Consider the following 23,964-nt stretch of genomic DNA (forward strand, 5'->3'; position numbering starts at 1 on the left):
GCCTTTTGAAGGGGAGCATGGAATACTGGAGATAGAATCATACCTTCACAAACCAAGGAGAGAATCATCATGATAAAGAAATTTGTCCTCTTTTCAGCCGCCTTGTTTGTCATTATTGTTGCAGCTACTCCTGTCTCTGCTCAGGACCTTTTTAAAGAAGGGCCGAAAGCTTCTTATGAAAAAGTGAGCCAGCATATTCAGGGATGGGTACAGGAAACCAATTTTCAAAAAGAAGTGGAAGGATTCCGGTCGGACCTTCAGGACTTCTTTACTTTTATAGATCAAATTGAATGGACCTATCCAGATGAATCCCCCTCGGAACAGGAAGGGGAACAACCTTCAGCTGAGTCTTCCTCCTCTTCTCAACCAGATGTAAAGGACGGAGCCGAGCCGACAGCGGAGGTACAGGCACTGGACAGTTACACCCCTGGTGAATATGAGCGGGAAGTCGTTGTCCTTGTCAATAAAGAGCGGGCTGAAGAAGGTCTGCCGCCTTTAGAAATGCATGATCGATTGAGCGGCATGGCCGATGTGAAGTCACAGGATATGGCGGATAAGAATTATTTCAGTCATGAATCGCCCACTTATGGAAGTCCGTTTGATATGATGGATCAGTTTGACTTCTCCTATCTTGCTGCTGGTGAAAATATTGCAGCCGGACAGCGGACACCGGAGGAAGTAGTCGAAGGCTGGATGAACAGTGATGGTCACCGGGCCAACATTCTTCATGAGGATTTCACTCATATCGGAGTGGGTTACGTAGAAGGACAGGGCCGGTTCGGTACGTATTGGACCCAGTTGTTCATGAAGCCGAGATCGACGTGAACAGGAAAGGCTGCCGGGGAAGTTCCCGGCAGCCTTTTTTTCGTCTACGGTGGTGAAAATAGAGGTGTACTTGTTACCCTGTAAGTATGGAATCATGAGGGCTTATTGCGTTGGAAACGGTGGAACTGTCCTTTAACCGTTGGACGGTCCGTTTGTTCTTCTGCAGCTGCCCATGCATGGATGAAATAGAAAAGGTACATGATCAATGCGGTGGTGCCTGTGGTCATAAACGTGATGGATACAGGTTCTCCCTGTACATAACCGGCGGCTTGGTGATAAAAGTAGAAAAGCATGCCTGTAACAATCAAATAGGCGAACTTTTTCATAGAGGTTCGTCTCCGTAAAAAAGGAGCCGGAATCAAAAGAGGAGACCAGAAAAGCAGCGCCGACCAAAACGACAGAGTCAGATGGATGCCCATCCAAACGGGGGACAGCGTCTCTCCGGCCGGGAAGTCGTATGCGGCGGTGGTGCCTGCCAGAAAAACCGCTGCAGTTACCGGCAGGCAGGAGACCGTAGGAAGCAGTCGTTTCCAGGAACAGCGGAACCAGCAGCCCCTTCTTGTACTGTATCCAATCAAAGACGGAGCTGCACCAAAACAGAGAAACGTCCGGGTCAGCTGAAGCAGTCCTTCCTGATGGGTGGCACTGATAAACAAGGACAAAGTCATGAGAGCGGCCGCATACGCCGCCCAGAAGATATTAGGGTGCACACCTTTTCCCCCTCTTTTGTTTGTTTTACTTTACCCTGGTATAAAGGGGACAAACCTGTACATATTCAGGAAAGTATAAAGGAGGAAACATAATGGAACACCGTGAACTTTACCGTTATGATGCGTGGGAGCTTCGAATGAAACTCCTTCAAAAAGAATGGAAAATTGAAGAAGTGATCGATCATTACCGGGCTGTAATCAACCGGAAAAACCCGGATCTCAATGCGGTTGTTCATCAAATTGAAGAGCCTGTGAACACCGATGGTCCATTTATGGGGCTGCCCTTCTTGATTAAAGATTTGAATGCTGTGAAAGGCCATCCTTTAACATATGGCTCTAAAGTGATGGAAGGGTTCAAGGCTGGGTGGGATGATGAATTCGTCAAGCGCTTTAGAAAAGGAGGCTTGACCATTATTGGAAAATCCAACACCCCGGAATTCGGCTTTACACCAGCGACAGAGTCTGTACATCTCGGGTTTACAAAAAATCCGTGGAACAGAGATTTCTCACCCGGCGGATCGAGTGGTGGAGCTGCAGCGGCCGTCGCATCAGGGATGGTTCCTTTCGCCCACGCCAGTGACGGTGGAGGCTCTATCCGGATTCCTGCTTCCAACACCGGGTTGTTCGGATTTAAGCCCACAAGGGGGCGGACGCCATTCTCCATGCACTTGAACAGTTTTGCGGTAAGTCATGGGGTGACTAAATCTGTCAGGGACAGTGCAGCTCTGCTTGATATTTTAGAAGGCCCGCAAAAAGGGGATCTATTTGCCACTCCTGCGCAGGGAAAACCTTATGCCGGCCTGGATCATCGCGATCTGGGCTCGTTGAAAATCGGATATATGGCTGATTTCGGCGACGTTATGCCGATCAGTCAAGATGTTCGGAAAGCCGTAAATAAAACGGCACGGCTGTGTGAATCGCTCGGTCATCACGTCGAGCCGGCGTATCCGGACATTGATTTGAACCGGTTTATGGACGCTTTTGTCGTGGTGTGGGTGGTAGGAGGCGCCTTGGCCGTGAAAGAAGCGGCACGGATGAATGGGAAAACGGCAGACCGTCACAGCGTAGAACGGATGCTTTCTACACTTATTGAAAAAGCAGAAGGCTATTCAGCTCTAGATTATGAAAAAGCACGTCTCTATCTGGCGGCTGAAAGTGCGAAATTCCATGCGTTCTTTGAGAAGTACGATGTTCTCCTTCACCCGGTCAATGCTTCTTCAGCACTTCCGCTCGGCTGTTATAACGGGGAAGAGAAGACGATTGATGAAATCCTTGCTGTTTCAGCGGCCTATGCCCACCTGGCCCCGGCAGCCAATGTGACGGGGCTCCCTGCGATGAGTGTGCCTCTGTATTGGAAAGAGAACCATGTGCCTGTCGGTTCCCACTTCACGGGTCGGTTCGGAGATGAAAAGACGCTCTTTAAACTGGCGGCGCAGCTGGAGGAGGCGGAGCCATGGTTCCACCGTTATGAAACATTAATATAATAAATAAGGCTGGCGGGTTCTCCCGCCAGCCTTATTTTTTTCATAGATCAGGTCATCTCCGTCTCTGCATGCCGTGTTTTAAGATTTTATGAGTGGTGGGTAACCGGGAAAATAAAGGATATTCGCAGGAAGAGGGGATCATTTTTCTGGAATAATAGTAAAAATACTTATAAAAAAACGGTTACATAGAAGAATGGAGTTTTACTGAAAAAAAACCGGGGTATTTCCTGAAAATGTTCCCATACAAAAGACGATCAGGAGGTACCATACATGAAGAAAGGGAAAAGTTTACACGCTTTAATCATTTTAATGTTTACTCAATTTATATCAGGCGGGGTGACCAACACCAAAGGGATTGTCCTAGACCAGGTGGAAAATGATCTGGGTCTGGACATGAGCCAGTTTGGTCTTGTCGTTTTAATCTTCCAGCTTGGCTTTACGCTTGCCAGTGTCATCATTGGATATTACACAGACAAAAAAGGTCTGCGTACGATGACCATCATCGGTTCGATTATTATGGGTCTTGGATTCCTGGGTACAGGCCTTGCCCCCAATATTATGTTTTTCCTCGGTTTTTATATGATTGTCGGTTTTGGTCTTGGAGCGCTCGGGGTAGCTTCCAACGCGATCGTTCCCGCAGCTTATCCAGAAAAGCAGAACCAGATGTTCAACCTCGCGATGGGTGTTTATGGTCTTGGGATGGTCATCTTTCCACAAGTATTGAACTTCCTTTTCCAATTCGCGTCCTGGAGATATTTTTATATAGGCATTGCGGTTTCACTGGTCGCTGTCATTATCTATATCACAAGTGTAGCCTTCCCTTCAGGGAAAGCGGAAAAAGTCGATTTGAAGGCTTTTATTCCGATGTTGAAGGATGCTCAATTCGTTTTCCTTATGATTTTTCTCGTCTTTCAAGTATCGGCGGAGGTTTCCTTTACAAACTTCTTCCCGGTCTACCTCAAATCGCTTGATTTAGGAGGCATGGCATCAGCAGAAAAAGAAGATCTGGTAGCCGCTATTCTATCGATTTTCTCTGTCTTCTTTATGGTTGGAAGACTCGCAGCCGCCTATATTACAAAATGGGTGAACGAGCGGGTGATCCTGATCAGCTTTTCGGCAGGGGCGCTGCTTATGGTCGGTATCAGTTTCCTTGTAGCGGAAAGCTTCCCGTATCTTTTCGCAGGAGCCGGTCTATTCTTCTCAGCATTGTTCCCGACAGCGACAGCGTTTGGGACGCAGATGTCTAAAACAAGCGGCTCTGCCTTAGGACTGATTTATATTGCCGCCGGTATTGGCGGGGGTATTGCCGGTTACATCGTAGGCCTGGCCTCTGAAATTTTCGGAATGGCTGGTGGATTCAGCATCGTGCTTGTATTCCTCGCCCTTATGCTGCTCATGACCTTCTTTATGAACAGCAGCAAATCCCGTCAGCAGCAGGCTTGATGTTTACTCCGTCTCCTTGAAGAGGCGGAGTTTTTTTATTGAAGTTGTGATATTCACCTGGATTTCCTGTAAAATTTAAGAAAGGAAAGGGTGGGGAAGCGATGGATAAGTGGATAGGGGGCATCTTCCTGGTCGTTCTTTTCTTAGCTGGGTGTCAAACGGGAGAAAGTGGAGAAGATGAAAGGAGTGTTGAAATGCTGGAAGGAAGATGGGAAGGTTCCATTGAAGTGCCGGGACAGCCGCTTGGCATTATTATACATATGGATAAACAAGAAGAATGGAAGGGAACCATCAGCATCCCCGCACAAAACGTGGAAGATTTCGTCTTGTCGGATATTACGGCAGGCGGGGAGGAAGTAGCTTTTACGATGCCGGTACCGGGTCAATCCATTCAATTCCATGGACAATTAACAAACGGGGAGCTTGCGGGGACATTTACCCAGGAAGGACAGTCCTATCGTTTCCAAATGCAGAAAAAAGAAGCGGCCCCTGAAGAAGTGGGGGAGTTTCTGAGTATAGAGACGGATTCAGCCACCCTCTACGGGGAATTGATGATGCCTGAAGGGCTGGAACAGGCGCCGGTCGCCCTGCTCATCCCCGGATCAGGTCCGACGGATCGTAACGGAAATTCGCAGGGTGTGCAGGGGAGGAATGACAGCCTGAAAATGCTTGCTGGGAAACTTGCGCAATCCGGCATCGCTTCTGTTCGCTATGATAAGCGGGGCGCGGGGAAGAACCGTGAGGCTGTTATGGATAATCAAAACATGAGGTTTGAAGTGTTCGTTCATGATGCCAGCCAATGGATCGACAAACTCTCCAGGGATGACAGGTTTACGAAAACAGCTGTCATCGGGCACAGTCAGGGATCGCTTGTCGGCATGATGGCCGCTGAAGGCCATGCTGTGGATGCTTATGTCTCCCTTGCCGGCGCTGGACAGCCGATTGATCGAGTACTTGAAGCCCAGCTTGAGGAGAGTTTGACCGAGGAGTTGTATGAGGAAAGCCTGGACGTATTGGAGAAACTGAGGAACGGAGAGGATATAGGAAGCGTCAGCCCTCCCCTCCAGAGCTTATTTGCTTCTGACCTGCAGCCGTTTCTCCGTTCGTGGATGAGCTACAATCCATCTGCCCAGTTGAGGGAGCTGGATATGCCGGTTTTACTTGTGAACGGAACCCATGATATTCAGATTCCAGTAGAGGAAGCTGAACGGTTGAAGGAAGCGGCGCCGGAGTCGGAGCTTCTTCTCGTGGAAGGGATGAATCATGTATTGAAGGAAGCCCCTGAAGACCGCGAAGGAAATCTGGAAACGTATGCTGATCCGGAACTTCCACTGCCGGAGACTCTCACGGAGCCACTGATCACATTTTTACAGACCAACGGTTTTTAGTGATCTTGTTATAAAAGGGCAGCCTCTGAATCTTCAGGAGCTGCCCTGAAAAAAGCATGGAAGGAACCATGAGATTCCTTTCATGCTTTTAGTGTTTCAGCGCCGAATCTTCTGTAAGAGTCTGAGAATCTCAATGTACAGCCAGACCAGCGTGACAATCAAACCGAAGGCACCGTACCATTCCATATGCTTAGGTGCACCGCGTTCCACTCCCTGTTCGATGAAGTCAAAATCAAGGACGAGATTCAACGCAGCGATGGCGGTAATAAATAGACTGATGCCGATGCCGATGGGGCCGCTTGAATGGAGATAGGGCACTTCCATGCCGAAAAACTGCAGGATGAACTGCACAAGATAGACGAGTAATATTCCGAGGGTAGCGGAAACAACCATCAAACGGAAGTTCCTCGTTACCTTAATGATTCGGGCGGCATATAGAAAAAGCAGTGCAGCCATGACCGCCAGTGTTAAACTGACCGCTTGAATGACAATCCCGGAATAAGCACCTTCCGCATAAGCAGAAAGACCGCCGATCAAAAACCCCTCCAACGCTGCATAGATGGGAGCGGTAATGGGAGCGGCTTTAGGTATAAAAGCGGTAACCAGAGCGAAAATCAAACCTCCGACCGCCCCGATCAACATCATCATCGTCACGTCGGTACCCTGGGCGTACTGGTACCATGTATATCCGGCAGTTCCAAGCAGGAACAGGAACAAAACGGCTATTTTGGCGATCGTTCCGCCCAGTGTCATCGTTTTCCCCTGTTCGCGGGATCGCTGGAACGCTTCTGTTTTCAATATCGGGTTGCTGGTTCTCAATAGAGAGCCTCCTTTATAAATCGTTCGATACCCCTGTACCCTGATGGCGGGGGAAGTATGTTAGTGAGCATACCATTTATATAATTTCTTCGGACGGCCGATGCGCTGGTGGCTCACCACCTGTTTTACTTTTCCTTCTTCCAGCAGGTGCATTAAGTAACGGTAGACCGTTGGATAGGCAAGGCCGATTTCCTTAGAAATCACGTCGACAGGGAAGGCTTCCCGGTTTTCCTGTAAGTATTGAGCGATGGAATGGAGCGTGCCTTTACTGATTCCTTTGGCGGTAAAGACATCTTCCTCTTCTTCCTGAACATGTTTCATATTCGCAATCTGGGCGTGAAGCTTGATCCGCGAAATAAGATCAGGAGCTTTCACAGGCTTTAATGCGAAATCCGTCGCCCCTTCTTCGAGGAAACGGTCGGCGACCTCCTGCCTTTCGTCGACGGTCAGGACAAGGATAGGCACGATCGAGTTATGCCGGCGGATTTCCTTGACCGTCTGTAAACCGTCCATCTCAGGCATATGGTAGTCTACAAGAATCACATCATAGCTTCCTTTCAGGAACAGGTCCACGCCTTCACGGCCATTGGCGGCCGTATCGGACTCCCATTGGGCATGGCGGCAGAATTCCGTAAGCATGTATCTAAGAGATTCGTCATTATCCATGATTAATATTTTCATCTCGTACTCTCTCCTTCGGTAAGTGAATCCAGAACGTAGTTCCTATGCCTTTCTTACTTTCAATCGTCATTTCAGCGCCATGCTCTTTCACGACGTTTTTCACAAATGTCAGGCCGACGCCCGGATGGGATTTCGTACTGTAGCCTGCATTCCATATTTTATTGATGTTCTCTTTGCTGATACCATGGCCGTTATCCTGGACACCGACGGATACGCCCTGCCTGCTCTCTTTCGTAGCAATCGTGACTTTGGCATCTGCTTTTCCTTCGACCGCATCTCCGGCATTATCAATTAAGTTGACAAGCGCTCTTGTCATACGGATTTTGTTGATGTTGATTTCCAGTTCTTCATCCGCAGCCAGGTCAAACGTGTACATCGTCTCCGATTCTGACAGTTTATTGGCCCTGACATATTCGATGAAAGTCTTTAATGAACACCAGTTCTTTTTTTCATGATAGAGGATTTCGGAAACCATATCGCTGGTGGCTTGGATGGATGAGGATATTTTATTGGTGTACTGCAGGATTTCCCTGTCTTCTGTCTTCATCTGGATGAGGGAGTTGAGCCCTTCCATTAAAGAGAGTGGTGTTTTCAAATCATGCACGAGGTGCAGAGCTTCCCGGCCGGATCTGGATTCCACCATGTCGAGACGGGCAATATCGAGGTCCTGCCTCATTCGTGTTTTCTGTTCTGCCATAGTCAGGTAGACAGCAAGGACGGTAGCGTTACTGATAAAGAAGGCGAAGAAAAGGAAGCTGTAAAGGCTGATCGCCTGTTCAAATCCGAGCAGTTCTGCCGTAGTTTTCACCAGCATGGAAAGTTCTCCGCCCCCGAATCCGAATGCTGTCAGGTATGTGATCGTGTCCAGCCACTGGAATCCGAATAAAAGCTGGGCGAGAATAAAGGCTTTGTAAATCGGGCGGAGCTGCCCTTTTCCTAACAGGTGAAGAACAGCTATGGACAATAATAGAATGATGGCGGGTCCGCCAAAATGATAGTTGATCGAATTATACCCGTTGATGATGGCATAGACAAGAGGAATGATGACAAACGGTACAGCAATCTTCAGCCAGGGCCGTTCCAGGCGTCTGCCTAATTCATCACCAAGAAGGAGGGCACCGATATAATGGGGCAGCGCCCGGATGGTGTTCAGCATGACAAGGCCGAAGGCAGCAAGCATCAGGGTGCTTCCATCGGGGTCGGTTTGGAGGGTTCCCATCCATTCATCAATGCCTGTCCGCTCAATACTCAGCCACAACGGCATCGTAATACCGATTACGATACAGGCGATTTTGATCCATATGCTTTTTGAATAAAGCAGTTGTTTCCACATTTGATTCATCCTCACTGGAGCGCATCTTTTTATACATTCTAATATATCCATCAGGCATTTTCGATTGTTTTTTCCTGAGCTGATGGATTTTACCAGCAGTTCTTCCTATGAGGAGGACCTCAAAGGGTAGTATAATGAAAGCATTATGATTACGGACGAAAGGTGAACGAAGCTATGATCATCGTTATTGATAACTATGATTCTTTTACGTATAACTTAGTACAGTATTTTCGGCAGATGGACACAGATGTCATCGTCAGGAAAAATGATGCCGTATCGGTAGAGGAAATTTCCCTGCTTGCACCAAACCTGATTGTGTTATCCCCTGGGCCTGGTAAACCATCAGAGTCCGGCGTCTGTCTGGAGGTGCTCCGGACCTTTGAAGCCGACATCCCTATCCTCGGTATTTGTCTCGGCCACCAGCTGATCGTAGAAGCTTATGGAGGCTTGGTCCGTAAAGGGAGGAAGCCGATGCATGGAAAAGTAACAGCAATCACCCATGACGGGGCACACGTGTATGAAGGGCTTCCGGAAAAGGTTCAGGTCACACGGTACCATTCCCTTGAGGCCGATAAGCACCAGCTTCCGGAGCAGCTTAAACGGACAGCTACATCTGAAGATGGAAGCATTATGGGGGTCCGGCACAAAGACTATCCAGTGGAAGGGATCCAGTTCCACCCGGAATCGATTCTCACTGAATACGGTTTTACGATGCTGTGGAACAAGTATCAGCAGGCTCTGCACTACCAAGCCGGCAGGAAAGGAGCGGTTGTATGAACGAAACGCCTTTCCTGCATTTTGAGTTTGTGAACGAGCACGGGGAAAAGGAGAACAGCCGATTTGAAAAACCGGTCGAAATCTTAACCACCGACGATCACCGGGAAGTGAAGGGGATTTTCGATCGGCTGGAGCATGTTCTCGATGAAGGGTATTATGCGGCAGGATTTGTCTCCTATGAGGCAGCACCGGCTTTTGATGAGGCGTTCGCTGTTCATGATTCACCGGAATGGCCGCTCGTCTGGTTCGGTATCTTTGAGCAGGCGATAGACGCTCCTGAGCCTTCCTCGGACCTGCCTTTTCATGTGTCCCAGTGGAAAATGAAGGGCAGCTATGAGCACTACCAAAAAGGCATCGAGCAAGTAAAGAAGGGTATAGAAGAGGGGGACACGTACCAGGTCAATTATACGACAAGACTGGAAGCAGCGTTTTCCGGGGATGCCTATTCGTTGTATAAGCGTTTGATTAAAAATCAGAAGCCTGATTATGGTGCTTATATAAATATAGGAGGACAAAGTCTTTTATCCGCGTCTCCTGAACTTTTTTTCCGGATGGACGACGACACGATTACAGCAAAGCCGATGAAAGGGACGGCTGCGCGTGGAAGGTTTCACCGGGAAGATGAAGAGCAGTACAGACATCTTCAAGTCTCTGAAAAAGAAAAATCAGAAAATTTGATGATTGTCGACCTTTTAAGGAATGACCTCGGCCGGCTTGCCGTACCCGGGTCTGTGCGTGTACCGGCTCTGTTCGATATAGAAACCTATCCTACGGTCCATCAAATGACTTCCACCGTCACAGGGGAGCTTCCTGCCTCTTTTACGATGTATCAGGTATTTGAAGCGTTGTTTCCGTGTGGGTCAATTACGGGGGCGCCTAAGGTGCGGACAATGGAATACATCCAAAAGCTTGAAGATTCTCCCCGTGACGTGTACTGCGGAGCGATCGGCTTTATCACTCCCCGGAGGGAAGCCGTTTTTAACGTCCCGATCCGGACGATCATGATCAATCATGACAGCGGAAGGGCGGTATATGGAACCGGGGGCGGAGTAACATGGGATTCGACATCAGAAGGGGAATATCAGGAGGTATTTACCAAAGCGCGTCTTCTCACTGAAAACCGTCCCGATTTTCATCTTCTGGAGACGATGAAGCTGGAGGAGGGACACCTTCACCTAATGGATTACCACCTGGAGAGGCTGGAACGATCGGCCCGGTATTTCCGATTCTCTTTAAATAAATCCCGATTGAAGACGCGTTTACTGGATGAAGCGGCTCAGCGGCCGGAGGGGCTGTACAAAGTAAGGCTGCTCATGGGTGAAAAGGGTCGGGAGGAAGTTCAGGTCACACCGATGGATCCGCCTGCTTCTCTGGTTCAGACCGCTCTTGCCGACGCTCCTGTGTCCGACCAGAATCCTTTTTTGTTTCATAAAACCACCCACCGGGAAGTGTATGAGAGACACAAGAACCCCGGTAAAGCGGCTGTTCTGCTTTGGAACGAACGGGGGGAACTGACAGAATTCACAATAGCGAACCTTGTCGTTAAATACCAAGGAGAGTATCTCACCCCACCAGTAACCAGTGGTCTTCTCGGAGGGACATACCGGCAGTACCTGTTGGATGAGTCACGGATAAAGGAACAAATTCTCTACAAGGATCAGCTTGGAGAATTCGATGAAATCTGGATGGTGAACGCCCTGCGCGGATGGGTGAAGGTGGAGTTTTCATAAAGGAGTGATCCAGTGAAGCATATCGTGTTTTACGATGCGCAGTGTCCTTTCTGCTTCTATGTAAAAAAAGTATTGAGAAAGTTTGACTGGATGGGGCAGATTAAATGGGTAGCTGTACAGGAAACAGAGAAAAATGGGAACTACCCTTACTTAGAGGATCGAAATGTCCTCGACGAGATTCATATGCTGACAAAGCAGGGAGAAATCACTCAGGGATTTGAGACGATTCGGCGGCTGATGCTTGCCCTGCCTTTTTTTGCAGCCCTGGGCGTCCTCTTATCCCTCCCTGGCGCCTCCCGGATCGGGTCACCATTATACCGTTGGTTTTCCGCCCACAGGCATCAGTGGTTCGGGAGATACGATCTTCCCAGATATGCATAAAAGCCTGTGTTAACCAGTTAGAGTTGTCCATTTGTCGTGTAAAGGGTCACACCGCTTGTTGGTGGATGAATACCGCGGGCACGCCCTCAGCTGACTTGGCCAGGAAGGTTGCCTGCCCAAGTGGATCTTCGGCCCGTGCTGTTCCCGCTTGCGTGGAAAAGAAAAAGGGAAAGAACAGGCACTGATGACGGCTGCCTGCCGGAATATGAAAAAGACTCTCCTCCATCCAGCAAGGGTGAGCTAAGTGAAGGAGAGTCTTTTTCGATGTTAAAGAACGCCCAAGGAGCGGTGCCCCTTCCACTCCTGCGGAAGAACGAGTGGCCCGAGATCGCCGAGCGTGGGTTTTGCGAGGAAGCTCGGGCGCTCGTCCGCGGAAAGGGAAGGGGCTTTCGCTCCTGGCGGCAAGAAAGAAAAAAGCTTATAAAGAAACAGAGGTTCCTCTACAAGCTGAAAGCCTTCTTTACAGAAGGCTTTATTTTTGGTTTTTCTTATAAAGGCGGTAGGATCCAAATGCAATGATCAGCAGGGCAATGATCAGAGAGGTCCATTCCCCGTGGGAAACACCAATGTAGAGCCCCCTGGTCAGGAAGAGAAGACAGAGTACAAGAAAAACAATCAAAGTCGCTTTATTCATATTGATCCTCCATGGATAAACTATTTCTTTCTCATCATACAAAAATCGAACAAAGAAGAATAGGCATAGTTATTCTTTCAAAAAATAGTTTATGGTATGGTTAGGACAAAAGAATACTTTAAACAGGGAGACGGTTGCAGATGAATAATGAGCTGTCCTACATAAAAGAAAAGATTTTATCCAGCAAGGAGACGCTGGGTGAACAAGTCAAGGCGTTGAAGAAAAAAGAATATGGGGTACAAGCCCTCATGACTGCTGACTGGGAGCAGTTGTTCATTTATATTGCCCAGAGCCTGGAAGAAGAGACGTTGGAAATTCATGAAAAAGTGAAGAACTGGTCGGAGAAAGAAGTGGAAAGCAAAATCAACCAGGGTGGGGAGTTATCTCAGTCGCTGCGAGCTGTACATTTCGTCCGACGGGTCCTTTGGGATCACTTTCAGGAAGAGGTGGAACAGGACGTTTTTTCTTCTTCAGTGATTATAAAAGTAAGTAAAACGATCAGTTCCATCCTTGATGAAGTTACCCGGCATTTCAGCGAATGTTATTCAAGGAGCATCCAGCAGGAGGCAGACCGGAAAGAAACCAGACTCGCAGAATTATCTGTGCCGGTGGTTACCATCGTTGAAGGGGTGGCGGTTCTGCCCCTTATAGGAGAGGTCGATCCCCCAAGGGCAAGAATGGTGATGGATACGTCTCTGCGCCGGAGTACGGAACTGGATCTTGATGAGCTGTTCATCGATGTGTCCGGGGTCCCGATCATAGATACGTATGTAGCCAATTACATTTATCAAATCTTTCATGCATTGGAGCTTGTCGGTGTGAAAACGACATTGACAGGGCTGAGACCGGAAATGGCAAAAACAATGGTGGACCTTGGGGTCAACTTTAAACGGATCCATACGAAAGGCGGCCTTGAACAGGCGCTTAGTGATCTGGGGATCCAGCGCCCTTCCACATCGCTTGAAACGTAAAAAACCTGTAGAAGGCTTCCCTTCTACAGGTTTTTTAAAAATTAGGAATGGGAAGGTTCAGCTACTTTGACGAGCTGTTTTCCGAGGTTGGTCCCTTCAAACAGTCCAAAGAAAGCGTCCGGGACGTTTTCAAAACCTTCGATGATCGTTTCTTCATACGTCAGCCGGCCTTCCTGAAGTTTCTGAGACAAGTATTGGAAGCCTTCACTGAAACGATCCTGATAATCGCCTACAGTAAATCCTTTAACAAGGGCGCTTGCTTTAATAAGGTGGGACTGCATGCGAGGCCCCTGGGCATTTGGCGTATTGTAAGTGGAAATCGCTCCACACTGGGAAATTCGGGCAAATTTATTCAGGCGTGGATAAACCGCATCGGAAATTTCACCGCCAACGTTATCAAAGTAGATATCGATTCCGTTCGGGCAGGCTTCATCAAGACGGGCAGGAACGTCATCCGTTTTATAGTTGATGACTTCATCGACACCCAGCTCATCTTTTAAATACGCGAGCTTTTCATCAGATCCGGCGATACCGACGACATGGCAGCCTTCAATTTTCCCGATTTGAACGACAGCTGAACCAACAGCTCCAGCCGCGCCGGAAACGACGAGCGTCTCTCCTTGTTTCGGCTGACCGATATCCATCAATCCGAAATAAGCTGTCAGTCCCGGCATACCCAGGATACCGAGCGAGGTGGTTACAGGCCCGAGGCTTGGATCAATTTTTCTCAGAGTAGTTGGATCTGCCGTTGTGAATTCCTGCCACGGAAGCATGCCGGTTACGATATCTCCCGATGCAAGCGCTTCTGATTTAGATTCCACAACTTCAGCGACAACGCCGCCCTCCATCGGTTCATTTAGTTGGAAAGGGGCCACGTAAGACTTCGCATCACTCATACGTCCACGCATATAAGGATCAACAGATACGTAAAGAAGTTTCACAAGGACTTCTCCCTGCTTTGGTTCAGGTGTTTCTGTTTCAGCGATGTTGATATGCTCATGGGTAGGTGCGCCTACAGGTCTTTCTACCAGCTGGATTTCTCGATTACTCATTTGATCATCCTCCTTTGTTTCTATATTTATCGTAACGCTTTTTAAACCCTGCTGAAAAGTAATAGGGTCTGCGTAATGAACATTCATTCAATAGAAGGGGATACATGTATGATGCCTGCAGAAGAAGGTTCCATCAAACGAATCGAAGGTGATAAGTATATCACCATTGAAGATACAGGGAGATTGTCTGCAACGGATATCTGCTCATTGGCAGATGTCCTTGAACAGGACGCTTCCCCGGGTCAGGTCATTACGCTTATGCTGGAAAATCAACCTGAAGCAGCGGTGTACCTGCTGAACAACGGCTTTACCAAGCATAACACGACCGTTTTTTACCGGAACTCTTTAAAGTCTCTGCGTTCTGTTTCCTCTTCCTACACATGGAAGACGGTTTCAGTGATAGGAGAACCTTTATTTATGAAAGTCTGGGAGCAGTCGATGAATGATTCTCCAAACGGAAGATCAACGCTGACGATGGACGATCATATGGAAAGCGTCAAACAGGAATTAGGCAAAGGGTATGAATCTTCCTGCCTGACCGTTTTTGAGGAAAGCCGACCGATTGGGATTGTTATGCCTCATATTGAACCTGGAACAGAGAAGGAGGGACGAATTTTTTATTTCGGACTGGTGCCTGAAGAGCGTGCAAGAGGAAAGGGTACACTGTTGTTTTTTGATGCTCTCCGCAGGCTGAAGCATGACTTCGGCGCCTCCTCCCATGTAGGTTCGACAAGCATCCATAATAAAGCGATGCTGAGGCTGTTTGAAAAAGCGGGTGGTGTCCAAGAAAGAGTCACGACGGCTTACAAGAAACAAAAGTGAATGAACCGCAGGGGATCGAAAAAGACTGCCGGGAATTTACCCGGCAGCCGGTAGAGAGTCCTTTTACTTCTTCACTTCTGCTTCTTTCAACTGCTGATACTCTTCATCTGTGAAGGCGCGGGACCTCGTAAGAAATCTTTTCCCTTCCACTCCTTCAAGAGAGAACATGCCTCCCCGGCCGTCCACTACATCTATGATCAGCTGGGTGTGCTTCCAGTAATCAAACTGCCGCTTATTCATATAGAAGGGGGTGTCTCCGATTTCCCCGAGCCGGACATCCTGACTGCCAATCATCAGATCGCCTTCTTCATAACACATCGGTGAGCTGCCATCGCAGCATCCGCCCGATTGGTGAAAGAGAAGGGGACCGTGCTTATTCTTCAGACGGTCGATGAGATCCAGGGCAGCATCAGTTGCTTTTACACGTTCCACCATTTTAAAGAGGTCTCCTTTCTTTTAGGAATCTGAGAGGGGATCAAAAGAATCCAAGCTTTTTAGGGCTGTAGCTGACCAGCATGTTTTTCGTCTGCTGATAGTGATCGAGCATCATTTTATGATTCTCACGGCCGACTCCGGACATTTTGTATCCACCGAAGGCTGCATGGGCGGGGTAGGCGTGGTAGCAGTTTGTCCAGACACGCCCGGCTTCAATGCCGCGTCCGAAACGATAGGCGGTATTCATGTCGCGCGTCCAAACACCAGCTCCGAGGCCGTAAAGGGTATCGTTGGCAATTTTCATGGCTTCGTCGTGATCTTTGAATGTGGTCACAGACAAGACGGGTCCAAAGATTTCCTCCTGGAAAATCCGCATACTGTTATTTCCTTTAAAGACTGTAGGCTGGACATAATAGCCATCCTTAAAGTCACCGTCCAACTGGTTGCGTTCTCCACCCGTCAGACATTCCGCTCCCTCATCCTTACCGATTTCCAGATAGGACAGGATTTTTTCCAGCTGTTCAGAAGAAGCCTGAGCACCCATCATCACTTCAGGGTCCAACGGGTTTCCGGTTTTGATTTCTTTTACCCGCTTAATCGCACGTTCCATGAATTCATCATAAATGGACTCCTGGATGAGGGCACGGGATGGACATGTACAGACCTCACCCTGGTTCAAGGCGAACATGACCATGCCTTCGATCGTTTTATCAAGAAAATCGTCATCTTCGCGCATCACATCTTCAAAGATTATGTTCGGTGATTTACCACCAAGTTCAAGCGTGACAGGGATGATATTTTGAGAAGCGTACTGCATAATCATACGGCCTGTCGTCGTTTCTCCGGTGAAGGCCACCTTGTTGATGCGGGGGCTCTGCGCCAGAGGCTTACCAGCTTCCAGACCGAATCCGTTTACGATATTCAAGACGCCTGCAGGAAGAAGATCCTGCACCATCTCCATGAAATAAAGGATGGACGCAGGTGTCTGCTCGGCCGGCTTCAGGACAATCGTATTTCCTGCAGCCAGAGCAGGTGCGATTTTCCAAACGCCCATTAAAAGCGGGAAGTTCCAAGGGATGATCTGACCGACAACGCCCAGTGGTTCTTTAAAATGGTAGGCGACCGTATCCTGATCGATCTCCCCAATGCTTCCTTCCTCCGATCGAATAACAGAAGCGAAATATCGGAAGTGGTCTACAGCAAGAGGGATGTCTGCATTCAGGGTTTCGCGTACGGCTTTTCCGTTTTCCCATGTTTCAGCGATGGCAAGCTTTTCAGCATTTTCCTCCATACGGTCTGCAATCCGGTTGAGAATCAGCGATCGTTCCGTGACGGAGGTTGTCCCCCACGAGTCTTTCGCTTTATGAGCTGCATCCAGAGCCAGTTCAATATCCTCTTCTGTGGATCGTGCGACCTGACAGAAGGTACGGCCGGTAACAGGTGTCACATTTTCAAAGTACTGCCCCTTCACGGGAGCTGTCCATTCCCCACCAATGAAATTATCATAGCGGTCCTTAAACTGAACGTCCGACCCTGCTGTGTTCGGAAAAGCATAAACCATAGATCCATCCTCCTATTTAAAATTATTTTGCAAGCGTTTACATAAACCTTCAATTTGAAACTACCATCAAGATGGAAAATTGTCAATTTACAGAAAACAAAACCGGAAAACAGCGCTCGATGCTGTAGACATTCTTGTTATAATAAGAGTATCTAGTGAAAAAGGAGCTTATGTATGACAACCAACCGTGTACTTCTTGTCGATGGCATGGCGCTATTATTCCGCGCTTTTTACGCCACGGCTATGAGTAATTATTATATGATCAACAGCAAAGGGACGCCGACGAATGCTGTCTATGGGATGATGAAGCATTTATTCACCGCGTTGGACACATATCAGCCGACGCACGTCATCTGCTGCTGGGATATGGGAAGTAAAACCTTCCGTAACGATTTATATCCGGATTATAAAGCAAACCGTGGGGAGCCGCCTGTTGAGCTGATTCCCCAATTTGAACTGGCTAAAGAAACCGTGGCCGCCTTGGATATACCGAATGTTGGGCAGATCGGGTATGAAGCAGATGACTGTATGGGGACGCTCAGCCGCGTGTATAGTGAGGATTCCCAGGTTTTCCTGCTGACAGGAGATCAGGACCTCCTTCAGCTATTGAAACCGAACGTGAATGTTGTCCTATTGAAAAAGGGATATGGAAACTATGCTGAGTATCATGAAGACAGCTTTTATGAGGAAAAAGGCATTACACCATCCCAGATGATTGATTTAAAGGCTTTGATGGGGGATACAAGTGATAACTATCCAGGGGTGAAAGGGATTGGCGAAAAAACAGCCCTGAAACTTCTCCTGAAGTATGGAACTATTGAAGGCATCCTTGAAAATATTGAGGAATTGACGAAAGGGCAGCGCTCCAAAATAGAAGAGAACCTGGATATGCTTCATTTATCACGGAAGCTTGCTGCGATTCATTGTGAAGCAGCTGTCGACTGTTCTCTTGATGATGCGCTGTTTTATATCGATGAGGAGAAAATGGGTGCCAAATTCGATGAGCTGGAATTTAAGAACTGGAAGAAAAACATTACCGGGATGTAAAAGGAAAAGGAGGAAGCGGATGCTTTCTCCTCAGGCTCTAGAAAAATCCGTGTTATCCAGTCCGAGTTCTCCGCTTATCGGTGGATGCTTGCCGCGGGCACGGCCTCAGCTGACTTGGTCAAGAAACCCATTTGACCAAGTGGATCTTCGGCTCGCGCTGTTCCCGCAGGCGTCACCACCGAACGCTCCTCGTGGCGACGTTAGAATATAGAGGAGAGAGATTGTGCCCTATGCAGATTCGCAGATTTAAAAGAACGGCATGGGCTGCGCTATGGCCTCTTGCGTGGAAAAGAGTAAGGGAAAGAACAGGCGTTGATGACGGCTGCCTGCCGGAATATGAAAAAGATTGTCCTCCAGCCAGCAAGGGTGAGCTAAGTGAAGGAGAGTCTTTTTCAATTTTAAAGAACTTCCAAGGAGCGGTGCCCCTTTCGCTCCTGGCGGTAAGAAACAAAAAAAGCTTGTAAAGAAACAGGGGTTTCTCTACAAGCTGAGGAGGAAGCAGATGCTTTCTCCTTTTTTTATAGTAAATCTTTTTTTTGGGTTTCTCTGTAATGGTTGGCTTCTTTGTAGTACATCGCGGCTTTTTTGTACATGCGTTTTTCGTAATAGAGGTTTCCGAGCATTTCTACAAATTCTTTATAGTCTTTGTATTCATTCAACCGTCGGAAGTCAGGAATAATTGTATTCTCGAGCTTCTCCATGAAGGAATCTTCGAGTGTTGTTTCACTCACCATATTCCTTAAGATGTAAAACTTGTGTTTGTATTTCAGGAGATTTTCTTTTTCCGACTCAGCCTCTCCATCCGCAATGTACTTCCAGCATTGGGTTAAATCATCACTATAGTAACTGGTTAAAGCGAGCAGGTATATGGTGCTGGATCTGAACATAGTTTCCTTCGTATCGATTTCGTAGGCTTGTTGAAGGTAGTGATAGGCATCTGAGTATCTCTCCTGATTAATATAGTTGATCCCGAGGTTGTGATAGATCCTTCTTTTTTCTGTAACAGGCAGCTGATACTTAGCAACCTTCAGAACTTTTAAGAGGAACCTTTCAGCAATTTGGTGCACGCCGAGGGAGTTGTAATTAATCGCAATAATAATATAGTTGTCAACCATGCGTTGATAATAAAGGTGATCCTCATAAATCTCTAAAGCCTGGTAGGCATAGTAGGTGGATTCAACAAACGATCGGATCTTTGAATAAGCTAAAGCTAAATGGAAATAAACCTCCCCCTCGTGGATGGGAAGTTTATTCATGAGTTGTTCGGCTTCCATAAAATGCTTCAGGGATTTCTTCAATTCCGCTGATAACAGATAATGAACGCCAATGGTTTTATGGAAGAAAAATCGATATTCTGGATTTGCACCGTCATAAATATTCGAAAGTTCCTTCATGACGTCATCCGACAGGGTTTTTCCGATTTTAGTCATTTGATGACGGGTGTGAACAATTTTATATAAGTTGGTCAACTCAATATTCTGGTTATCGTTCAATTGGTTAGTACACTCTTCATGGAGTTCGTCCATAAGGGGGAAATCCCTCATCTGGGAAGCCTCGTGCCAGGCGTGCAGGTTGTTGTATATTGCCTCGTCGAACTCTTCGTTAATATCAATCAGTTTAATTTTTAAGCGCTCACCGAGGAGGCGGTAAATTTCTTCGCTGGCATTGATTGTATCGTGCTCAATCTTACTCAAATAAGAGACTGAGCAGATTCCTGATGCAAGTTCTTCCAAGGTCATGTTTTTAAATTTCCGATGTTGTTTGATTAATGATCCTTTCATCATTCACTACTCCTTTAACGCATCAGTTGTTAACATTATAGCAGAGAATTATATTTTTCAATACTTTTGTCCTATGAAATGACTTTGTGCCTATGTTGATTGCTTATGTATAAAAAAACCAGGCGCGCGGCCTGGTTTTTTGTGATTATAATGTTTTTAATGCCTCTTCAATCTGCTGGTCACCGGAAATCATTTCAAATGTCTTGTGATAGCAGTTCTGTTCTTGAAGGCAGGCAATCATTGTTTTCGCAACATCTTCTCTGGAAATCGTTCCGGCGTCTACTTTTTCACCGACCTGGATTTTGCTCGTGCCGGATTCATTGGTCAGACCGCCGGGACGGACGATGGTATAGTCAAGCTCCGTGGATGCAAGATAATCATCCGCTTCGCCCTTCATTTTCATGTAATGCTTCAGTTCCTCAGGCCCGCGTTCCGGTTCACCTGCGGCCATACTGCTCAGCATAATGAATTTCTTAATGCCGAGGTTTTCGGTTGCTTTGACGAGGTTGATCGCGCCATCACGGTCAACAGCTTCTGTCTGGTCAGCACCGGTACTGGATCCTGAACCGGCTGCGAAAATAACCGCATCCATTCCTTTAACCGCATACCCTACATCACTCTTGGTTACATCGGCAAGGACTGGTGTTCCACCAAGCTTCTCGACCGCTGCTTTTTGTTCTTCTTTACGAATCAGGCCGTAAGGCTCATGGCCGTCAGCTTTTAAATATTCTACTAATAGACGTCCGGTATGTCCGTTTGCTCCTGCTACAAGTACTTTCATGTCGTATACAGCTCCTTCTAGAATGTCTTCTGCTAATTGTTTAGCCTTTTCTCATCTTTCTCAAACATTCGAATTGGAAGGGAAGCAGAGTTCCTGATAATTGCACCGTGAACAGATGGAAGGATTGCTCTGCATCGGAAACTGCTGAAGGGGGAGGGGCTCATTTTTATCCGGATCGGCCAGGTAACGCTTCATCTGCTCCATACTGATTTGATAGAGGTGCTGGACATTGATCAGATCCTGATCGTCCAATTGGTGTTCCACATGTGTTCCATCAAGGAGATATTCGTTTCGGATAATGATGTCGTCCAAAGATGGAATTTCGTACTTTTGAAGCAGGTACAGGGCGTAGAGAGAAAGCTGACTGCGGTCTTCTTCGGAGGACTTTCCCGTTTTCCAGTCTACGATGATCCATTTATTTCTTGTGACATCTTTGTAGACAAGGTCCATCACAACAAAAATCTTCACGCCGTCCGCTTTCATGAAACGAAAGGTTTCCGAATCGATGAATTCCATTGCTTCTTTATTCTGAACATCCTTGAATGTCCGGCTGTTAAAAAAGTGTTTCACTACATGCTGCAGCCTTCCTGTAATTTTCTCCACCTTGGCTGCCGGCAAGGTATTGGACTGGCTGTAGTATATTTCATGAAGCATGGTGTAGTGCTTCGGTCTGTTCATCCACAAGTGTTCTTTTTTTGTGGATTCAACGAAACCACGGTTCAGATGGTGGCGGATGTCATCCAAAAGATGATTCTCGCCCGGCAGGGGCTCATCCCTGCGCACTTTTTGCAGGGTTTGATAAATCAAGTCGTGGACAATGCTTCCGAACAGCATTTCCAGATTGGTGATTTTCTTTAAACGGTACGCCTGTCGGGCCAGCGAATCAGCCTGACGCAGCCATCCATTATGGGAAACGTAGTAATCATAGGCGTATTTCCTGGAACAGGTCAGCATGGTCTTATGCCGCGAAAGAGACCAGGACAACTCGGGATACGGTTTGATTTCAAACATAGAAAAACATCCTTTTTTCACACATTCAGCTATATGGATTCATAAGGCTCATGATTCACGTATTGATAGGTCTCCAACGACACCTTATTATGAAGTACCAAAACTCCTTCATTCTCTAAAAGGTTCCGCTGAACAGCCGCTTTTTCTTCATCTTGAAAAGCGATCCGCCCCTGGGCATTCACGACACGATGCCATGGGAGCTGGTATTTGGAGCTCATACTGTGAAGGATACGTGAAACCTGCCGGGCTGCGCGTGGGTTACCGGCTGTACGGGCGACCTGTCCATAGGTCATGATGTGTCCTTCAGGGATCTGTTTAATGATGGTTATGGTTCTTTCGGTGAACGGTTTCATCTTCACGTCTCCTTTGTCTTTATTCTACAGGATAGAAAAGGGGACTGGATAGCTTTGGACCTTTTGTTTTTGTTACAATTTATAAACAGAGAAGAAAGAGGAGGTCCATGATGGGACAAATACCAAGAGTCTTAAGTATCGCTGGTTCAGCCTCACAGGGAAGTGCAGGCATTCAGGCGGACTTGAAGACATTTCAAGAATTTGATGTTTACGGAATGAGCGCTGTAACAGCTCTTGTTGCAAATAATAGAAAAACAGAGCAGGGCATTTTTACACAGCCGCTGGTGTCTATCGAAGCTCAAATATACGCATCACTTGAGCATGTAGGTGTTGATGCATTAAAAACAGGAATGCTGTTTACAGAAGAAATTATTAAGCGGACGGCTGAAATCATTGAAGAGTCTCAGGTGGAGAATGTAGTGGTGGACCCTGTTATGGTCGGGAAAATGGGATCACAGCTGCTGAAGGATGAGGCTGTTGAGACACTTATGAACGAACTGCTGCCATTAGCAAAAATCATTACCCCCAATCTACAGGAGGCAGCCCATATGCTTGGTGTTCCGGTACCGGAAACACCTGAGGATATGAAGGCAGCTGCGCGGGATCTCTATCACCTTGGTCCGGAGTATGTATTGATTAAAGGGGGAGCATTAAAGGATTATCCAGCCGTTGACATGCTCTATGATGGAAGTGGGATGATGGAACTGGAATCAGAACGTGTCCAGACGATTCATACGAGCGGAGCGGGTTGTACGTATTCTGCAGCCATCACCGCTGAACTGGCCAAAGGTAACAGTGTGGAGGACTCTGTCCGGCGGGCTAAGTCTTTCGTTACGACAGCCATCCAGCATGCGTTATCCTTTGACCGCGGCATCGGTTCCACTTATCATGCCGCCCACCGGCTTAAAGGATAAGTCCAGGCCTGATGGAGTGCAGAGTAATAAAAGGCTTGTTCCCAAGGAGGGAACAAGCCTTTTTGTTTATCCGTGAATACGGTCGTATTTATCAATCTGCTTTTTCTGTACAGCATCCCAGCGGTTTTCCGGGTGCTCTTTACATTCAGCTGTGCAGGCTGCGTGGTGCTCTTCTTCACAAGCTTCACAGCAGACATACTGACGGTTGCAGACTGGGTTGCTGCAGTTGATCATACGGTCTTCTGCTTTTCCACAGTGCTCACATTCAGCAATGACTTTTTCTTCTACATGGTTGACAGGAATAGAGATACGCTCATCAAAGACGTACATCTTTCCGTCGAACAACTCACCTTTCACTTCCGGATCCTTACTGTACGTAGTGATCCCGCCTTCGAGCTGGTACACATCCTCAACGCCGTTTTTCTTAAGAATGCCGGTCAGCTTTTCACAGCGGATGCCTCCTGTGCAGTAAGTCAGGACTTTCTTGCCCTTCCACTGGTCTGCATTTTCAGCAATCCATTCAGGAAATTCGCGGGAGTGGTTGACGTCCGGCTGAATAGCATTACGGAAATGGCCGATCCTGTATTCATATTCGTTCCTGCCGTCGATGACAATCGTATCTTCATCTTTCAGCATTTCATTGAATTCCTTTGGCTTCAGGTGCTTCCCACCGAAGGTTTTAGGATCGATATCATCTTCATCGATACTCCAGTTGACAAGCTCCTGCTTCACACGGCAGTGCATTTTCTTAAATGCGTGGCCTTCATGCTCATCCATCTTGAAGTGGATGTCTGCGAAGCGCTCATCGGAGCGGACGTAGTTCATATATTCCTCGACCTGTTCTACTGTACCTGAGACGGTTCCATTGATTCCTTCATGAGAAACAATGATTCGTCCTTTCAGCCCGAGATCCTTGCAGAATTTCAGGTGGTTTTGGCAATACTCTTCGTAATCAGGAAGGTCAACATACTTATAATACAGCAGAACTCGATAATCTTTTGAGCTCATAAGTGATTCCTCCTATTGTTCTA

25 protein-coding genes are annotated in these 23,964 nt (G+C 47.4%); 12 read left to right on the plus strand and 13 right to left on the minus strand.

Annotated elements, in window-relative coordinates; all coding sequences use genetic code 11:
- Positions 1-69 precede the first annotated feature (69 nt).
- Positions 70-825, plus strand: coding sequence for a CAP domain-containing protein (locus tag QMA39_RS11850; protein WP_281658857.1), 756 nt, complete (start codon positions 70-72; stop codon positions 823-825).
- 92 nt (positions 826-917) lie between these two features.
- On the opposite strand, the gene QMA39_RS11855 is transcribed toward QMA39_RS11850, so the two are convergent.
- The gene (locus QMA39_RS11855; RefSeq protein ID WP_281658858.1) at positions 918-1,535 is read right to left on the minus strand and encodes a hypothetical protein; all 618 of its coding nucleotides are present in this window, start codon (positions 1,533-1,535) and stop codon (positions 918-920) included.
- Between the two features lie 92 nt (positions 1,536-1,627).
- Between QMA39_RS11855 and QMA39_RS11860 the strand changes: the two genes are divergently transcribed.
- From QMA39_RS11860 to QMA39_RS11870, 3 genes are all read left to right on the plus strand, one after another.
- Positions 1,628-3,019 (plus strand): amidase, encoded by a 1,392-nt coding sequence (locus QMA39_RS11860; protein WP_281658859.1) that lies wholly within the window; start codon positions 1,628-1,630, stop codon positions 3,017-3,019.
- A gap of 270 nt (positions 3,020-3,289) precedes the next feature.
- A complete protein-coding gene (locus QMA39_RS11865) occupies positions 3,290-4,462 on the plus strand; it encodes an MFS transporter (protein ID WP_027956688.1) in 1,173 nt (390 codons plus the stop codon).
- Positions 4,463-4,563: 101 nt separating this feature from the next.
- Positions 4,564-5,850, plus strand: coding sequence for an alpha/beta hydrolase (locus QMA39_RS11870; RefSeq protein ID WP_281658860.1), 1,287 nt, complete (start codon positions 4,564-4,566; stop codon positions 5,848-5,850).
- Positions 5,851-5,946: 96 nt separating this feature from the next.
- Here the strand turns inward: QMA39_RS11870 and QMA39_RS11875 are convergent, their stop codons facing one another.
- From QMA39_RS11875 to QMA39_RS11885, 3 genes are read right to left on the minus strand one after another with little or no spacing between them, the layout of a single operon-like run.
- Positions 5,947-6,669 carry a Bax inhibitor-1/YccA family protein gene (locus tag QMA39_RS11875; RefSeq protein WP_027956686.1) on the minus strand — a complete coding sequence of 241 codons (723 nt, stop codon included), beginning with the start codon at positions 6,667-6,669 and terminating at the stop codon, positions 5,947-5,949.
- 60 nt (positions 6,670-6,729) lie between these two features.
- Positions 6,730-7,350, minus strand: coding sequence for a response regulator (locus QMA39_RS11880; RefSeq protein WP_027956685.1), 621 nt, complete (start codon positions 7,348-7,350; stop codon positions 6,730-6,732).
- On the minus strand, positions 7,328-8,683 hold the full coding sequence (locus QMA39_RS11885; protein ID WP_027956684.1) for a HAMP domain-containing sensor histidine kinase: 1,356 nt from the start codon (positions 8,681-8,683) through the stop codon (positions 7,328-7,330). The genes QMA39_RS11880 and QMA39_RS11885 overlap by 23 nt, the downstream gene beginning before the upstream one ends.
- Positions 8,684-8,857: 174 nt before the next feature.
- Between QMA39_RS11885 and QMA39_RS11890 the strand changes: the two genes are divergently transcribed.
- Genes QMA39_RS11890 through QMA39_RS11900 form a run of 3 tightly spaced genes read left to right on the plus strand, consistent with a single transcriptional unit; the run spans position 8,858 to position 11,571 of the window.
- A complete protein-coding gene (locus QMA39_RS11890) occupies positions 8,858-9,460 on the plus strand; it encodes an aminodeoxychorismate/anthranilate synthase component II (protein WP_027956683.1) in 603 nt (200 codons plus the stop codon).
- Entirely contained in the window at positions 9,457-11,190 is a 1,734-nt protein-coding gene (gene pabB, locus QMA39_RS11895) for an aminodeoxychorismate synthase component I (protein WP_281658861.1), read from the plus strand. Before QMA39_RS11890 ends, pabB begins: the two co-directional genes overlap by 4 nt.
- A gap of 12 nt (positions 11,191-11,202) precedes the next feature.
- Complete coding sequence (locus QMA39_RS11900; RefSeq protein ID WP_027956681.1) at positions 11,203-11,571, plus strand: DUF393 domain-containing protein; 369 nt, start codon at positions 11,203-11,205, stop codon at positions 11,569-11,571.
- A gap of 472 nt (positions 11,572-12,043) precedes the next feature.
- Here QMA39_RS11900 and QMA39_RS11905 read toward each other — a convergent pair whose 3' ends face one another.
- The gene (locus tag QMA39_RS11905) at positions 12,044-12,205 is read right to left on the minus strand and encodes a hypothetical protein (protein WP_206934523.1); all 162 of its coding nucleotides are present in this window, start codon (positions 12,203-12,205) and stop codon (positions 12,044-12,046) included.
- 140 nt (positions 12,206-12,345) lie between these two features.
- Between QMA39_RS11905 and QMA39_RS11910 the strand changes: the two genes are divergently transcribed.
- Positions 12,346-13,176 (plus strand): STAS domain-containing protein, encoded by an 831-nt coding sequence (locus tag QMA39_RS11910; RefSeq protein ID WP_035532791.1) that lies wholly within the window; start codon positions 12,346-12,348, stop codon positions 13,174-13,176.
- A 41-nt stretch (positions 13,177-13,217) separates the two neighbouring features.
- Here the strand turns inward: QMA39_RS11910 and QMA39_RS11915 are convergent, their stop codons facing one another.
- Positions 13,218-14,228, minus strand: a complete 1,011-nt coding sequence (locus QMA39_RS11915; protein ID WP_281658862.1) for an NADP-dependent oxidoreductase — start codon at positions 14,226-14,228, stop codon at positions 13,218-13,220.
- A gap of 108 nt (positions 14,229-14,336) precedes the next feature.
- Between QMA39_RS11915 and QMA39_RS11920 the strand changes: the two genes are divergently transcribed.
- Positions 14,337-15,050 (plus strand): GNAT family N-acetyltransferase, encoded by a 714-nt coding sequence (locus QMA39_RS11920; protein WP_281658863.1) that lies wholly within the window; start codon positions 14,337-14,339, stop codon positions 15,048-15,050.
- Between the two features lie 63 nt (positions 15,051-15,113).
- Here QMA39_RS11920 and QMA39_RS11925 read toward each other — a convergent pair whose 3' ends face one another.
- Both QMA39_RS11925 and adh read right to left on the minus strand, forming a co-directional pair.
- Positions 15,114-15,485: a DUF779 domain-containing protein gene (locus QMA39_RS11925; protein ID WP_281658864.1), complete on the minus strand. Its 372-nt coding sequence runs from the start codon at positions 15,483-15,485 to the stop codon at positions 15,114-15,116.
- A gap of 40 nt (positions 15,486-15,525) precedes the next feature.
- Positions 15,526-17,046 carry an aldehyde dehydrogenase gene (adh, locus tag QMA39_RS11930; RefSeq protein WP_281658865.1) on the minus strand — a complete coding sequence of 507 codons (1,521 nt, stop codon included), beginning with the start codon at positions 17,044-17,046 and terminating at the stop codon, positions 15,526-15,528.
- Between the two features lie 174 nt (positions 17,047-17,220).
- Here adh and QMA39_RS11935 point away from each other — a divergent pair, with 174 nt between their 5' ends.
- Positions 17,221-18,093 (plus strand): 5'-3' exonuclease H3TH domain-containing protein, encoded by an 873-nt coding sequence (locus QMA39_RS11935; protein ID WP_281658866.1) that lies wholly within the window; start codon positions 17,221-17,223, stop codon positions 18,091-18,093.
- A gap of 230 nt (positions 18,094-18,323) precedes the next feature.
- Positions 18,324-18,557 carry a hypothetical protein gene (locus QMA39_RS11940; protein WP_281658867.1) on the plus strand — a complete coding sequence of 78 codons (234 nt, stop codon included), beginning with the start codon at positions 18,324-18,326 and terminating at the stop codon, positions 18,555-18,557.
- A gap of 54 nt (positions 18,558-18,611) precedes the next feature.
- Here QMA39_RS11940 and QMA39_RS11945 read toward each other — a convergent pair whose 3' ends face one another.
- From QMA39_RS11945 to QMA39_RS11960, 4 genes are all read right to left on the minus strand, one after another.
- On the minus strand, positions 18,612-19,874 hold the full coding sequence (locus tag QMA39_RS11945; RefSeq protein ID WP_281658868.1) for a helix-turn-helix transcriptional regulator: 1,263 nt from the start codon (positions 19,872-19,874) through the stop codon (positions 18,612-18,614).
- Between the two features lie 145 nt (positions 19,875-20,019).
- Entirely contained in the window at positions 20,020-20,655 is a 636-nt protein-coding gene (locus tag QMA39_RS11950; RefSeq protein ID WP_281658869.1) for an SDR family oxidoreductase, read from the minus strand.
- 60 nt (positions 20,656-20,715) lie between these two features.
- Positions 20,716-21,666 carry a PD-(D/E)XK nuclease family protein gene (locus QMA39_RS11955; protein WP_281658870.1) on the minus strand — a complete coding sequence of 317 codons (951 nt, stop codon included), beginning with the start codon at positions 21,664-21,666 and terminating at the stop codon, positions 20,716-20,718.
- Between the two features lie 29 nt (positions 21,667-21,695).
- Positions 21,696-22,019 (minus strand): MGMT family protein, encoded by a 324-nt coding sequence (locus QMA39_RS11960; protein ID WP_206934506.1) that lies wholly within the window; start codon positions 22,017-22,019, stop codon positions 21,696-21,698.
- Between the two features lie 110 nt (positions 22,020-22,129).
- On the opposite strand from QMA39_RS11960, the gene thiD reads away from it, so the two are divergent.
- Positions 22,130-22,933 (plus strand): bifunctional hydroxymethylpyrimidine kinase/phosphomethylpyrimidine kinase, encoded by an 804-nt coding sequence (gene thiD / locus QMA39_RS11965; RefSeq protein ID WP_027956670.1) that lies wholly within the window; start codon positions 22,130-22,132, stop codon positions 22,931-22,933.
- A 66-nt stretch (positions 22,934-22,999) separates the two neighbouring features.
- Here thiD and QMA39_RS11970 read toward each other — a convergent pair whose 3' ends face one another.
- Positions 23,000-23,941, minus strand: coding sequence for a rhodanese-related sulfurtransferase (locus tag QMA39_RS11970; RefSeq protein ID WP_281658871.1), 942 nt, complete (start codon positions 23,939-23,941; stop codon positions 23,000-23,002).
- Positions 23,942-23,964: the final 23 nt, after the last annotated feature.

The sequence above is a fragment of the Halobacillus sp. Cin3 genome (assembly GCF_947311855.1).
Lineage (GTDB): Bacteria > Bacillota > Bacilli > Bacillales > Halobacillaceae > Halobacillus > Halobacillus kuroshimensis.